At 69.0% G+C, this 13070-nt stretch carries 12 protein-coding genes; 6 read left to right on the top strand and 6 right to left on the bottom strand.

Annotated features, from left to right (window positions below):
- Positions 1–3 precede the first annotated feature (3 nt).
- Positions 4–1260: an AAA family ATPase gene (locus MEBOL_RS24380; protein ID WP_095979705.1), complete on the top strand. Its 1257-nt coding sequence runs from the start codon at positions 4–6 to the stop codon at positions 1258–1260.
- A gap of 4 nt (positions 1261–1264) precedes the next feature.
- On the opposite strand, the gene MEBOL_RS24375 is transcribed toward MEBOL_RS24380, so the two are convergent.
- Both MEBOL_RS24375 and MEBOL_RS24370 read right to left on the bottom strand, forming a co-directional pair.
- Positions 1265–1912, bottom strand: coding sequence for a double zinc ribbon domain-containing protein (locus MEBOL_RS24375; RefSeq protein ID WP_095979704.1), 648 nt, complete (start codon positions 1910–1912; stop codon positions 1265–1267).
- A 74-nt stretch (positions 1913–1986) separates the two neighbouring features.
- Positions 1987–3252: a glucan 1,4-alpha-maltotetraohydrolase domain-containing protein gene (locus MEBOL_RS24370; protein WP_095979703.1), complete on the bottom strand. Its 1266-nt coding sequence runs from the start codon at positions 3250–3252 to the stop codon at positions 1987–1989.
- Between the two features lie 157 nt (positions 3253–3409).
- On the opposite strand from MEBOL_RS24370, the gene MEBOL_RS24365 reads away from it, so the two are divergent.
- Positions 3410–3754: a hypothetical protein gene (locus MEBOL_RS24365; RefSeq protein ID WP_095979702.1), complete on the top strand. Its 345-nt coding sequence runs from the start codon at positions 3410–3412 to the stop codon at positions 3752–3754.
- Positions 3755–3782: 28 nt separating this feature from the next.
- Here MEBOL_RS24365 and MEBOL_RS24360 read toward each other — a convergent pair whose 3' ends face one another.
- Positions 3783–4436: a hypothetical protein gene (locus tag MEBOL_RS24360; RefSeq protein ID WP_095979701.1), complete on the bottom strand. Its 654-nt coding sequence runs from the start codon at positions 4434–4436 to the stop codon at positions 3783–3785.
- A gap of 66 nt (positions 4437–4502) precedes the next feature.
- Between MEBOL_RS24360 and MEBOL_RS24355 the strand changes: the two genes are divergently transcribed.
- Complete coding sequence (locus MEBOL_RS24355) at positions 4503–5339, top strand: LEA/WHy family protein (RefSeq protein WP_095979700.1); 837 nt, start codon at positions 4503–4505, stop codon at positions 5337–5339.
- Positions 5340–6026 carry a leucyl/phenylalanyl-tRNA--protein transferase gene (gene aat / locus MEBOL_RS24350; protein WP_095979699.1) on the top strand — a complete coding sequence of 229 codons (687 nt, stop codon included), beginning with the start codon at positions 5340–5342 and terminating at the stop codon, positions 6024–6026.
- 12 nt (positions 6027–6038) lie between these two features.
- On the opposite strand, the gene MEBOL_RS24345 is transcribed toward aat, so the two are convergent.
- The 3 genes from MEBOL_RS24345 to glgX all read right to left on the bottom strand — a co-directional run bounded on the left by MEBOL_RS24345 (position 6039) and on the right by glgX (position 11645).
- Complete coding sequence (locus MEBOL_RS24345) at positions 6039–7910, bottom strand: ATP-binding protein (protein ID WP_170115579.1); 1872 nt, start codon at positions 7908–7910, stop codon at positions 6039–6041.
- Positions 7911–7953: 43 nt separating this feature from the next.
- A complete protein-coding gene (locus tag MEBOL_RS24340; protein WP_095979697.1) occupies positions 7954–9270 on the bottom strand; it encodes a hybrid sensor histidine kinase/response regulator in 1317 nt (438 codons plus the stop codon).
- Positions 9271–9512: 242 nt separating this feature from the next.
- Positions 9513–11645, bottom strand: coding sequence for a glycogen debranching protein GlgX (gene glgX, locus MEBOL_RS24335; protein ID WP_095979696.1), 2133 nt, complete (start codon positions 11643–11645; stop codon positions 9513–9515).
- 216 nt (positions 11646–11861) lie between these two features.
- On the opposite strand from glgX, the gene MEBOL_RS24330 reads away from it, so the two are divergent.
- Both MEBOL_RS24330 and MEBOL_RS24325 read left to right on the top strand, forming a co-directional pair.
- Positions 11862–12536: a DUF4142 domain-containing protein gene (locus MEBOL_RS24330; RefSeq protein ID WP_095979695.1), complete on the top strand. Its 675-nt coding sequence runs from the start codon at positions 11862–11864 to the stop codon at positions 12534–12536.
- An 81-nt stretch (positions 12537–12617) separates the two neighbouring features.
- Positions 12618–13049 carry a hypothetical protein gene (locus tag MEBOL_RS24325; RefSeq protein WP_157775434.1) on the top strand — a complete coding sequence of 144 codons (432 nt, stop codon included), beginning with the start codon at positions 12618–12620 and terminating at the stop codon, positions 13047–13049.
- Positions 13050–13070 lie beyond the last annotated feature (21 nt).

The raw sequence follows: 13070 nt of genomic DNA, 5'->3' as shown, positions 1-13070 counted from the left end.
GGCATGTACCTGCGCAGCCTCACCCTCCAGAACCTCAAACTCCTGCGAGAGGTCGAACTCTCCTTCACCCGTTCGGACGGAGAGGTCCGGCCGTGGACCGTCTTCGTGGGGGAGAATGGGTTATGCAAGACAGCCATCCTCCAGGCCATCGCGCTCGCGGCGAGCGGTTCCTCGCTGGGCAGCGAGCTCGCGGACGTCACGAGCCTGCCGGACCGGCGCCAGCCCGCGACCGAGCTGATGCTCATCGGCGCCGAGTTCACCTTCGGCACCGAGGGCCACAAGACGCGCACCTACCCGGGGCTGGACACCCGGCACTCGCTGCCTCCGTACCTGCGCAGCTCCATCGCGGCCAAGAGCACCTGGCGTGAGCTGGTGGGCAGCTCGCGCTACGTGGGCGTCGAGCACACGCAGGTGTTCGATCCCATCCGCGAGGCGCGGCGCACGCAGTTGCCGGGCTGGTTCGTCGCGGGCTACGGCACGGCGCGCACCCTGCCCCGCCCGCACTCCATCTACGCGGAGGGCCTGTCGGATCCACTCAAGCAGCGCATGGCGAACCTCTTCGACCAAGGGGGGCTCATCGCCACGGGCTTCGCGGACGTCTTCGAGGCGGCCCAGGCCAAGGCCTATACGCGGCTGCTCAAGCAGGTGCTCCTGCAGGGCAACCTGCTGCCCGGCGTGGTGGACCTGGAGCTGCAGAGCCACGGCATCGTGCGCACCCGGCAGGATCTGCTGGAAGCCCACCGCTTCGAGTTCAACCTGGGAGGCCAGCGCGTGAAGCTGCCCGCCACGTGGCTGTCGCGTGGCTACCAGGGGGCGATCGCCTGGCTGGCGGATCTCATCGGCCACGTGCTCCTGGAGGCGGGCAAGCCCGTGCCGCCGGATCGCATGGAGGGCCTGGTGCTGGTGGACGAGCTGGATCTGCACCTGCATCCGCACTGGCAGACGTCGCTCATCGCCACGCTCAAGTCCGTCTTCCCCCGGCTCCAGTTCATCGCCACCACGCACTCGGCCATGCTGTTGCCGGGCCTGGAGCAGGACGAGGTGTTCGTGCTCCGTCAGGACGAGCACGGCCACGTCTACGTGTCCCCCGCGCCCTCGACGCCCTCGTTCCTCACGGGCAGCGAGCTGCTGGACGCGTTCTTCGATCGCAAGGGCAAGCCCGTGGGCGGTGCCCCGAAGCGCCGCGAGCCGGCCACGTCCGCGCGGAAGAAGCCGGGCAAGCCGGCGGCGCGCGCTCCGGCCCGCCCCAAGCGCAAGTAGACGCCTATCCGCCCCGGGCCGTGCCGCAATCGGAGCAGAAGCGCGCCTGGGGCTTCATCTCTCCCCCGCACTGCGTGCAGTGCGCCTTGGCCGCCGCGAGCGGCTTGCCGCACTCACCGCAGAACTTCCCGCCGTCGACGCGGGCCTGGCAGTGGGGACAGACCGAGGACGCCACCGAGCGCGGGGCCTTCATGTCCAGGGACGCCACCTGATCCACCTGCCGCGCCTTCCTCCAGGCCTGCTCCACGGCCACATTGGCCTGGATGTGGACGGCCTCTTCCTGGAGGTCCGGGGCGCATGCCTCGCACAAGCTCCGCGCCTCGTTCCAACACACCTGGGGGCACACCCAGCGGCCACAGCGCGTGCAGTGCTTGAAGTGCTGCTTGGCCTCCCCCACCGCCTGGCCGTAGGCCTCGTCCCACGCGCCGCCGCGCAGGGCGTCCTTCACGTGATCCCCCGCGTAGGCCACTCGCGACAGGGAGCCCCCGAAGAACGAGCCCGCCGCCTTGAGCAGGCCCGAGGCCAGACCCGCCTTGTTGGCGATGAAGGGCGACATGTGCCCGTTGCCGCACTTGTCGCAGAAGAACTCGAACTGGAAGCCGTAGTCGTTGGAGCGGTCGGTGTAGTTGCGGGTGAACTGGATCATCGCCATGGTGCGCGGCTCTCCTCGATGCATCGAAGCACCCGCCACGCTACCACGGGTGCTCCGGCCTCCATTCCCCCCTCCTACTTCGACCACACGGCGTAGTTGGTGCCGGACGTCTCCAGCGTCCAGCCCGTGCCCGAGGGCGACCAGTCCCCGGGGCCGATCTTCATCGCCACCGTGCCCTTGGAGCCGGTGATGAGGGCGGCGTACCGGGAGGTATCCGCCACCTGGATGCTCACGGCCGAGGACGAGTGGATGCCCTTGGCCTTGCGGATGGACATCAGCTTCGTGATGGCCGCCTTGTGGCCCCAGTCATAGAAGTGCACCCAATAGACGCACGGCACACCCGGGTGGGTGAGGATATAGGCGTAGCCCTGCATCACCTTGTCACTGGGGAAGGGCCAGTGGTTCTGGCTGATTCCACCCGTGCTCGGCCCGGTGTCGTGGTTGTCGATGAAAGTGACGGACTTGGCCGCCCACCAGCCGATGGCGCCCGCGGGCTTGCCCTCGCTGTCCTTGAGCCGCCAGAACTGGTTGTACTGCACGGCCTGCTGCAGGAGCCCCTTGGTGGTGAAGTCGAACGCGGCCGACTTGCCCCCGGCGGCGTCGATCCAGTTCATCAGCAACTGGCGGTGGGGGTTGGGGTTGTCGAGGTTCAGGTCCGTCCACAGCTCGCCCACGGAGAAGTAGGGCACCGTGGCGGAGTTGTACTGGCCCACGTACCTGCCCGCGTAGCCCTTCACGTAGTCGTAGCGCCAGCCGTCGTAGCCCGTCTTCGACTTGAGGTTGTTCATCCAGGTGGTGAGGCCGCTCTGGACGGTGGTGTTCGTGTGGTCCAGGTCACGCGCGGCGCCGTAGCCATCCCCCGTGTCCGCGGCGCCGGTGGCGCCCGTCCACTCATCTCCGCTCGTCACCGCCCACGAGCCCCACGTGGGCTGGGTGAAGTCCGCCCAGTTGCTCGTCCCCACGCGGTGGTTGACGACGATGTCCGCGATGGCCTTCACGCCATAGGTGTGCAGCGCGCCAATGGCCGACTTGAGCTGGGCCTCCGTGCCGTAGCGGCTGTCGAGCACCTCCAGCCGCCGGGGCAGATAGCCCTCGTTGGAGGCGGCGTCGCTCGAGGGCGGCAGCCACACCATGGAGAAGCCACTGGCGCCGATGTCCGAGGCCTTGCCCTGGACAATCCCCCACCACGGCGAGGTCTGGTACGACGTCCAGTGGAAGCCCTGCAACATCACATCGCCGCTGTTGCCATCCAGCGGCCCCGCGAACGCGGCCGGCGCGCTCGCCAACGCCAGGGCCCACGACAGGGACAGCACTCCGCCAAGCGCCTTCTTCTTGAGCATCGGGTCCTCCAGACAAAAGAGATGAGGCGGAAAAGGGCTCTACTGCCTTTCCTCCCGGCAGGCGAGCGGGCCCCCTTCCGCCGCGGTGTGTCAGGTCCGGCGAACTCCGGATGGAAACGAGTGGGGAGCATGGCGCCGTGCGGCTAGAGTGCCGCGGATGGCGGAACAGTCCCCTCCCTATTGGGTCCTCATCTCGGTCCTGTTCAGCTCGCAGCCGCTGACGCCCACGCTGGCCATGACCCTGCACCAGGCGGCGTTCGAGCTCTACCGGCGCGGCGATGCCGAGCAGCGCGTGGCGGGCGACCTGCTCACCGGCACGGTGCGCAACCTGCGCAAGGACGTGCAGATGGGCAGCATCTCCGGGCCCGCCTTCGAGGCGGAGATCGAAACCGAGCGGGGCTCGGGCACGGTGCGCTTCCTGCTCACGCGCCAGGGCCTGGAGATGATGCACGCCCAGCCGGAGGCGCCCCCCACCCCACCCCGTCCGCGCTACCTCAACTGAGCCCCCCACCAGAGCCCCACGCCGGAGCTCAGTGCACCCGCGCCTTCTCCACGCGCTCCTTGCGCCGCGCCTTGGCGAGCCGGGCGGCGGAGGGACGCGTCACCATGCGGGAGACCCCCAGGTAGAGCTGCTCCTCGGTGTACACCTTGCGCACCTTGGGGGTGCCGGGAACGTAGGCGGGGCCGGGCCGCTCGAGCCACTGCAACACCCGGATCTCCCCCGAGTGCGCGAAGGCCACGAGCAGCTCGGGAGGGCACTGCCGCAGGTAGCGGGTGACCAGGGGCTTGAAGCGGACGGAGAACTCCTTGCCCAGCACCGAGTGCCGCCGCCCCGCGTGCAGCGTGCCGTCGAAGCGCCGCGACATGTGGAAGAGCTCGTGCATCACCGTCTGGATGCGGCCCCGGGGCGTGGAGGCCCGGAAGAAGAGCGGCCGCAAGGTGATGCAGTAGAGCATCCGCTTGCCCTTGAGCCGGATGATGGGCTTGCGGCGTCCGGAGCGGTCCGTGCTGCGGCCTCCCCGGAAACACAGGGGCTTCACCGTGCCGCGCGAGGCCCGCCGCGCCTCCCCCGCCACCACCAGGATGCGGCTGGCCTTCACGTGGGCGAACTCGGGCATCTTCGCGGCGATGTCGCGAATCAGGGCGCGCAGGGCCTTGTTGAGGTTGGGGCGAGCGAGGGCCACGGTGTAGTCAACAGTGTACCGCAAATCCGCTTGAGGGCAGCCGCCGCGCGCCGCAGGCTGCCGCGCATGCGCCTCGCACCGCGTGCCACCGTCCACCTCTTGACGCTCGCCGCCTGGCTCACCGGGTGTGCCACCTCTCCACCCCCCGTGCCCGTGGGTCCACTCTCGCTCGCCGCCGAGGAGACGAGCGTCAGCGACCAGGGACTCATCGACCTGGAGCTGCGCTACTCGGGCCAGCTCACGAGCCCCGGCTCCGCCGTGCTGGAGAAGGCCGACTACGAGTTCGTGTCCAATGGACAGGTGGTGAAGCAGGGCTCGGCGCCACTGAACGTGGCCCTGGCCGCGGGCGCCGCCACGCCCTTCTCCTTCCAGGCCAAGGCCACCTACGTGGGCTCCTCGGAGGAGCTGGCGGAGCTGAGCCAGAAGGGCGGCTCGGTGCTCGTCGCCCTGCGGGGCACGCTGACGGTGCGCGCGGGAGACGCCCTCCAGACGCTGCCCTTCGCCGCGTCGCGGCAGGTGCGCGGCCCCCGGCTGCCCCGGGTCAAGGTGGTGTCCATGGAGGGCGCGCGCTACTCGGACGAGCAGGTGGACCTGGTGATGCGCCTGGGCGTGGAGAACCCCAACCCCTTCGCGCTGCGGCTGGACGGGCTCACCTGGGACTTGAGCATCCAGGGCCGGAAGCTGGACGCGGGCCAGAGCGGCAAGCACGACACCGTGGACGCGGCGGCCACCGGGGTGTATCCCCTGGAGGTGGCGGTGACGAAGGAGACGTGGGGCCAGGGTGTGCGGGCGCTCATCGCCAAGGGGACGCTGCCGTATACGGTCGCGGGCGAGCTCACCGGCCCGCGGGTGCGCATCCCCTACTCGCTGTCTGGAGACGTGAAGCTCAACGTGTCGCGGTAAGTGCCCATCTACCTGCTCGGAGAAGACCCGGAGTTGTTCCCTCCTCCGGAGAGGGCGGACCGCACGGGTCTGCTGGCCGTGGGGGGCGACTTGAGCCCCGAGCGTCTGCTCGCGGCGTACTCCCGGGGCATCTTCCCCTGGTACAACCCGGGCCAGCCCGTGCTCTGGCACTCGCCGGATCCCCGCTTCGTGCTGGAGCCCGCGAAGTTGTACGTGGGCCGCTCGCTGCGCAAGACGCTCAAGGCGTCCGTCTACGACATCCGCTGGGACACGGCCTTCGCGGACGTCATCACCGCCTGCGCCAGCGTGCCGCGCCCCGGCCAGGATGGCACGTGGATCACCGACGAGATGCGCGAGGCCTATATCGCCCTGCACGCGCGCGGCTACGCGCACTCGGTGGAGGCATGGGCGGATGGACAACTCGTGGGCGGCTTCTACGGCGTGTCGCTCGGGGCGGCCTTCTTCGGCGAGAGCATGTTCGCGCACGCCCCGGACGCCTCCAAGGTGGCCTTCGCCACCGCCGTGGCGCGCTTCCAGGACTGGGGCTTCCACTTCATCGACTGCCAGGTGGAAACCGAGCACCTGGCGCGCTTTGGCGCCGAGCACTGGCCGCGCAAGCACTTCCTCCAGGCGCTCGCCCTGGCCCTGGGCGAGCCCACGCGCCAGGGACGCTGGACCGAAGGCTGAGCCACCCCGCGCTCACACGCGCGATTCGGAGACGTCTGGCGCCGCCAGCGGCAGTTCGAGGGTGAAGGTGGCGCCCCGGGCGCGGCCCTCGCTCATGCCGGACAGTTGACCGCCCATCTCCCGGGCCGCCAGGGCGCTGATGTGCAGGCCAAAGCCATGCCCGTCCCGCTTGGTGGTGAAGCCCTGGGTGAACAGGCGCTGGAGCACTTCCGGGGCAATGCCCACTCCGTTGTCGCTCACGGAGATGCTCAGCCGCGCTCCGGCGCGCGCCACCTTCAAGGTGAGCTGCCGGTCGTCTCCGTCCCGCTCCAACAAGGCATGGCGCGCGTTGCTCAGGAGGTTCACCAGGATCTGCAAGAGCTTGTGCCGGTCCACCAGCACCGACGGCACCGGATTGCCGTACTCGCGCCGCAGCACGATGCCCAGGCGCTCGAAGGACACGGCATGCAGGCGCAAGGCGTCGTCGATGAGCGAGGGCACGGCCACGTGCTCCAGCACGCCGCTGATACGGGCATGGCGCTGCTGCATGCTCACCACGGACTTGATGTGGTCCACGCTCTCGCTCAGCCGCCGCATCTCCTCCAGCACCGTCGCCCGCTCCTGGGACAACTGGAGCGACAGGGCTTCCAGATAGGAGGGGAGCCGCTGCCCACGAGGATCCTCCGTGAAGAAGGTGCCCAGCCGGGACGCGTTCTCGCGCAACAGGGCCACGGACCGCTCCAGCCCCGCGGCCCGCGTGGCGCGCAGACGCTCCACCACCAGGTTCACCGAGACGTTCACGCTGTTGAGCGTGTTGCCCACGTTGTGCAGCACCCCGGTGGCGATCTCCGCCATGCCCGCCTGCCGGGACACGTCCAGGAGGCTGCGGTGCATCTCGCCCAGCTTCGTCTCGGCCTTCTTGCGCTCGGTGATGTCGCGGCTGAAGAGGGTGATGCCCACCACCCGCGAGCCCTCCCGGACGGGAGAGAAGATGACATCCACCGTGAGCGGTTGGCCATCCACCTCCACATCCACCTCCCCCCGCAACCGCTGCCCCTCCAACGCCCGGGCGCAGTACTCCGAAACCCAGGCGCGCAGCCCCGGCGGACACTGCTCGACGACGCGGCCTCCCGGCACGAGCGTCCCGCCCGTCGCTCCCCGGAACAACCCCTGGGCCACGCTGTTGGCCGTCACCAGGCGGAGCCGCGCGTCGAGCGACAACACCGCGTCGTCCGAGCTCTCGATGAGGCTGAGCAGCTTGCCCTCGCTCTCGCGCAGGGTGCGCAGCGCGCGCTCCAACTCCTGATGGGACTCCTCGCGCGCGGTGCTGTGCAGCCAGCTCAGCGCCCACCCCACCATCAGCGACACGCAGCCCATGAGGTTGCCCCACCACACCTCGGGCCACGAGAACGGGGCACGCGCCTGGCTGAGGTACGCGTGGATGAGCTCATGGAGGAACGCCGCGTTGAACACGAAGAAGGCGGTGAAGACGAAGCCCAGGCGCGTGCCCAGCAGGTAGACGGCCAGCATCGGCACCAACATGTTCACCGAGTGGGCCACCGCGCCGGGCATTTCCATGGAGAGCGTCGCCAGCACGATCGCCGCCGACAACGACGCGCACAGGAGCACGGCGGGCAGCGTGGGCGAGCGAGCGTGGCGAATCAGCACCAGCACGCCCACGCACGCCAACAGACCGAGCCCCACCGCCAGCGCCTGCGCGTCGCGCTGCGACGGAGGGTAGAGCGGAAGCACCGCGAGGTAGGCCAGATCGAGCGCGATCACCAGGCCCGCGGCGCCCAATACCACCCGGAAGCGCAGCGACTCGTCCGAGGACAACTGGCGCTCACGCGCGTGCAAGGCCTCGTCCAGGCTCCTCAAGAGCCAGACACGCGGATTGCAGTTCATGATCCTTTCCCCCCCTGATTGGCGAAAGCCTCGACGCCGGGGCTCACGCATCCGGCGGGTGCGCCAAAGCCTCCTCCGGTGCCGCGGGCAGCACCACACGAAAAGTGGTGCCCTGTTGGGGAGTGCTCTCAACGACGATGTCTCCCCCCAGCCGCGTCACGATGCCGTGGCAGATGGACAGGCCCAGCCCCGTGCCCGTCCCCACGGGCTTCGTCGTGAAGAAGGGCTCGAAGAGGCGGCTCAGGTTCTCCTGCGGTATGCCACAGCCGTTGTCCTGCACTTCCACTGCAATGCGGCCATCCTCCCGCCGCGAGATGCCCACCCGCAGCGAGGGCTGGGGCCGGCCCTTCAAGGCATGCACCGCGTTGACGAGCAGGTTGAGGAACACCTGGCCCAGCGCATGATCACTGCCCAACACCGCGGGAACGTCCTGGAAGTCGCGCACCAGGTGGATGCCCGAGCGCAGGGACTCGCCCACCATGGACAGCGAGTACTCCACCACGCGGCGCAGCTCCACCCTGTCCCTCGGGGGCTCGTCCACCCGGGCGAAGACGCGCACGTCCTGGACGATGCGCGCGATGCGCTCGGCGCCCAGCAGCGCGTCGCGGCACGCGTCACTCAGCTCATCGCGCCGCTCCATCGCCTCCTCCGAGCAGGGCAGGGACACGAGCCCGTCGAGCACGTGGCGCAGGTTGGACATCACGTAGCTCAGGGGATTGTTGACCTCGTGGGCCAGGCCCGCCGACATGCGCCCGAGCGCTTCCAGCTTCTGGGCGTGCAACAGCCGGGCGTTGGCCTCCGCCAGCGCCCGCGTGCGCTCCTCCACCACGAGCTCCAGGTCCTCCATGCGCTGATGGCTCGCGCGCAAGAGCTCCCACTTCTCGCAGAGCGCGTGCGCCATCTGCCGCACCTCGATGCTGTCGAAGGGCTTGCGCAGGATGAGCAGACGCTCGTTCGTCTCCAACCGGCGCGCCAGCTCATCCCAGGAGTAGTCCGAGTAGGCCGAGCAGAGCACCACCTGGAGATCCACCGCCTCGCGCCACATGCGCAGCGTCGTCTCCACGCCGTCCATGCCCGGGGGCATGCGGATGTCCACGAAGGCCAGGGCATAGGGACGCCCCGAGCGGATCGCCTCCCGCACACGCCTCACGCCCTCCTCGCCCCCCGAGGCGAAATCCAACTCGAAGAGGGGTCCGTCCGAGCGGACCCGGGTCGGAGCCCCGAAGAGCAGGGACTCCATCTCGTCCAGTTCCTCGCGGCTCTCCTCGGAGCGGCAGAGGATGCGCTGGAAGTCCTGCTGGATGGAGGGGTTGTCGTCAACCACCAGGATGCGGTGGCACTCCTCGGCGGGAGAACTCATGGCCGGGCCTTCCTGCCTATGCTCCGGGCAGATCGATGATGACGCGTGCACGCTGGCCCCCCATCCCAAGTCACCGCCAGGATAAATGGTGAGAACCGGACACCCGCCGGCTCCTTCTCCCATTCTACGCTGGACCCGCGCCTCCTGGGACACCCTAAAACCGCGTCCCCCGCAAAACGAGGACACTCCCCGTTCCAGTAAAGGACGGAGAGTGTGGGCTCGGCCGGGAATGTCGGTGTGGATCAGCCGCTCGTCACCTGACGGAACACCGCGAAGGAACGGCCCGTCAGCTCGAAGGGCCCCTCGGGCACGGGGGCATCGGGTCCGAGCGTATCATCCGCCGTGTACAACTCGATCGTCCACCGGCTGCCCTCCGCGGGGGGCGGCACGGTGTAGCGCACGGGCTCGTGGTGTGCGTTGAGCAGCACCAGGAGCGCATCCCCGATGATGCGCTGGCCGCGCTCGTCCGCGGAAGGGATGGCATCGCCCCCCAGCAGGAACGCCAGCGAGCGCACGAAGGGCTTCTGCCAGTCCTCCGAGTCCATCTCCCGGCCGTCCGGTTTGAACCAGGTGAGATCCTTGTGCTCCGAGTCCCAGATGTGCTCGCCCTGGAAGAAGCGGCGGCGCTGGAGCACGGGCTGGCGGTGGCGGAACTGGATGAGCCGGGAGGTGAAGTCCAGGAGCGACTGGCGGCGCTCGTCGAGGTTCCAGTCCACCCACGACAGCTCGTTGTCCTGACAGTAGGCGTTGTTGTTGCCCCCCTGGGTGCGGCCCATCTCGTCGCCCGCCACCAGCATGGGCACGCCCTGGGACAGGAAGAGCGAGGCGAGCAGGTTGCGCTTCTGGCGCTCGCGCAGGGAGATGATGGCCGCGTCGTCCGTCTCGCCCTCGGCGCCGCAGTTCCAGGCCTGGTTGTCGTCGGCGCCATCGCGGTTGTGCTCGCCGTTGGCCTCGTTGTGCTTGTGGCCGTAGGTGACCAGGTCGTGCAGGGTGAAGCCATCGTGGGCGGTGATGAAGTTGATGCTCGCCTGCGGGCGGCGCTTGGCGCCCTGGAACATGTCCGAGGAGCCGGTGAAGCGGTGGCCCACCTCGGCCACCAGGTTCTCGTCGCCCTTCCAGTAGCGGCGCATGGCATCGCGGTACTTGCCGTTCCACTCGCGCCAGGGCGCGGGGAAGTTGCCCACCTGGTAGCCGCCCATGCCCACGTCCCAGGGCTCCGCGATGAGCTTCACCCGGCTGAGCACCGGATCCTGGTTGAGGATCTGGAAGATGGCGGCGTTTGGCGAGAACTCGCCCTTGTTCTGCCGGCCGAGCACCGTGGCGAGATCGAAGCGGAACCCGTCCACGTGCATCTCCTGCACCCAGTAGCGCAAGGAGTCCACGATGAGCCGCGCGGCGGCGGGGTTGGAGGCGTTGATGCTGTTGCCGCACCCGGTGAAGTCCAGGTCGTAGCGCGCCTCGGGCATGTGCCAGTAGTAGGTGGCGTTGTCGATGCCCTTGAGTGACAGCGTGGGCCCCAGGTGGTTGCCCTCGCAGGTGTGGTTGTACACGACGTCGAGGAGGACCTCGATGCCCGCCGCGTGCAGCGCCTTCACCATGGACTTGAACTCGTTGACGATCGCGCCCGGCGTCTTGCGGCTCGCGTACTTCTGCTCCGGCGCGAAGAAGCACAGGGTGTTGTAGCCCCAGTAGTTGGACAGGCCCTTCTCGCCGAGGAAGGAGTCGTCCGCGTACTCGTGCACCGGCAAGAGCTCGATGGCCGTCACGCCCAGCTTCGTCAGGTGCTCGATGATGGCCGGATGGGCCAGGCCCGCGTAGGTGCCGCGCAGGTGCTCGGGCACCTTGGGGTGGCGCATGGTGAGGCCCTTCACGTGGGCCTCGTAGATGACCGTCTTGCGCCAGGGCACGTTCGGCGCGCGATCATTGCCCCAGTCGAAGAAGTCACTGACCACCACGCACTTGGGCATGCCCGGCGCGCTGTCCCGCTCGTCGCGCATCAGGTCCTGCTGCTCGTGCCCCAGCGGATAGCCGAAGACGGGCTGGGACCAGTCCACCTCCCCCACCAACGCCTTGGCGTAGGGGTCCACCAGCAGCTTGTAGGGGTTGCAACGATGTCCATGCTGCGGCTCGTAGGGGCCATGCACGCGCAAGCCGTAGAGCGTGCCCGGCTCCATTCCCGGCACATAACCGTGGAACACACAGTCCGTGGTCGCCGGCAGCTCGAAGCGCTCGATTTCCCGAGAGGAATCTTGAGGGTCGAACAGACAAACCTCGATCCGGGTGGCCACTTGCGAGAAGACCGCGAAGTTGACCCCTGCCCCGTCGAACGTCGCCCCCCTGGGATACGGATTGCCCGGCCACACTTCCCTCGTCATACGCTTCGACATCCTTTCACCGTGTAGACATTGAAGATGTACGGGAGGGATGGAAACCGCACGCCTCCTCCAAGCGGCCAGGCCCCCAAGCGTCGGCCACCCGTCAAAAGCGGGTTTTCCCGTGAGCTAGCGCACGATCGGGAATCCGGACCCATGGTGTCCCCGGCGCGCATGGGCATTGTGCGCGGCCGCATCACTCATACAGGGGGCAAAACAATGAAGCGGATGATGAAGGGGTTCGTGGTCGCCGGAGCTCTCGTGGTGGGCAGCACGGCGTTCGCGGCGGAGAAGGCCACCGCGCACAAGGGCTTCGTCGTCCCCTCGGACGAGAAGGCCCTGCTCGAGCGGCTGCACTACGCCAACCAGCAGGAGATCAAGCAGGGAGAGCTCGCCCAGCAGAACTCCCAGAACCCGGACGTGAAGGCGTTCGCCGAGCAGATGGTGCGTCAGCACACCGAAGCGGACCAGAAGCTCCTGGCGTACACGCAGACGAAGAAGGTGAAGCTGACGGACACGCCCAAGCCGATGGACGACGCGGAGAAGAAGGCCATGGCGGCGGACAAGGCGAACCTGGAGAACCTGCGGGTGCTCAAGGGCGAGGCGTTCGACAGCGCCTATCTGGCCGGACAGCTCGGCGCCCATGACGCCGTGCTCGGCAAGCTCGCCGCGGGCAATCAGGCCATCGACGGCGACCCCCAGCTCGGCGCGCTCATCACCGAGGTGACCAAGAACGTCGCCCAGCACCGCCAGCATGTCTATGCCCTGCTCGGCAAGACGGGCCCCGAGGGCGCGGTGGGTGGCGCCGGAGCCTCGGGCACGAACATGGGCACTCCGGCGCCCGCCCCGGCCCAGCCGGCCCCGGCGCCCGCCCCGACGCAGCCCCGGAAGTAGCTCCGGGAACGCGGCGAGCGAAGCGGTGGCATTGTCTGCTGCATTCCCGGGACGAGGGGTGTACAGACAAGGACACCGCTCATGAAGAAGCCCCACCGCTCCCCTCGTCGCGAACGACACGTCGCACGGGGGAGGGCCCTGGCGGCAGTGGCTTGTGCCCTGCTCCTGGTCCTCCTCTCGGGCGAGCGTGCATCGTACGTGGCGGAGCGGGAGTGGAGCGCCGTGGTGCCCACGGTGCGGCCCGGCACCCAGGAGCGGCTGCGCGGAGACCTGGACCCCGGCCCTCCACGCGCGTGGAGCCTGTCCCGGGCCGCCCCCGAACCACCCGCCCCCGACCCTCGCTTCGACCCCCGGCCCCTGCCCGCGCTCACGCCGGCGCTGGCGCTCGCGGCCCGCGGTGGGAGGAGTGAATCCCCCGAGCCCCCCGAGCCCCCCGAGCCCCATGATGGCCGGCGGGCGGACCGCCCCAGAGTCGTCAACTGTCCCGCCCAAGGACCCCCGCGAAGCACGTGAGCCCCGGCTCACGACGCACAG

The sequence above is a fragment of the Melittangium boletus DSM 14713 genome (assembly GCF_002305855.1).
Lineage (GTDB): Bacteria > Myxococcota > Myxococcia > Myxococcales > Myxococcaceae > Cystobacter > Cystobacter boletus.
This window is presented reverse-complemented; position numbering and strand designations above follow the sequence as displayed.

Excerpts from the sequence above, each read along its gene's own strand:
- MEBOL_RS24365 (WP_095979702.1), top strand. The coding sequence starts at position 3,410 with ATGGCGGAACAGTCCCCTCCCTATTGGGTCCTCATCTCGGTCCTGTTC.
- glgX (WP_095979696.1), bottom strand. The coding sequence starts at position 11,645 with ATGACGAGGGAAGTGTGGCCGGGCAATCCGTATCCCAGGGGGGCGACG.
- MEBOL_RS24380 (WP_095979705.1), top strand. The coding sequence starts at position 4 with ATGTACCTGCGCAGCCTCACCCTCCAGAACCTCAAACTCCTGCGAGAG.
- MEBOL_RS24370 (WP_095979703.1), bottom strand. The coding sequence starts at position 3,252 with ATGCTCAAGAAGAAGGCGCTTGGCGGAGTGCTGTCCCTGTCGTGGGCC.
- MEBOL_RS24355 (WP_095979700.1), top strand. The coding sequence starts at position 4,503 with ATGCGCCTCGCACCGCGTGCCACCGTCCACCTCTTGACGCTCGCCGCC.
- MEBOL_RS24330 (WP_095979695.1), top strand. The coding sequence starts at position 11,862 with ATGAAGCGGATGATGAAGGGGTTCGTGGTCGCCGGAGCTCTCGTGGTG.
- MEBOL_RS24340 (WP_095979697.1), bottom strand. The coding sequence starts at position 9,270 with ATGAGTTCTCCCGCCGAGGAGTGCCACCGCATCCTGGTGGTTGACGAC.
- MEBOL_RS24345 (WP_170115579.1), bottom strand. The coding sequence starts at position 7,910 with ATGAACTGCAATCCGCGTGTCTGGCTCTTGAGGAGCCTGGACGAGGCC.
- MEBOL_RS24325 (WP_157775434.1), top strand. The coding sequence starts at position 12,618 with ATGAAGAAGCCCCACCGCTCCCCTCGTCGCGAACGACACGTCGCACGG.
- MEBOL_RS24375 (WP_095979704.1), bottom strand. The coding sequence starts at position 1,912 with ATGGCGATGATCCAGTTCACCCGCAACTACACCGACCGCTCCAACGAC.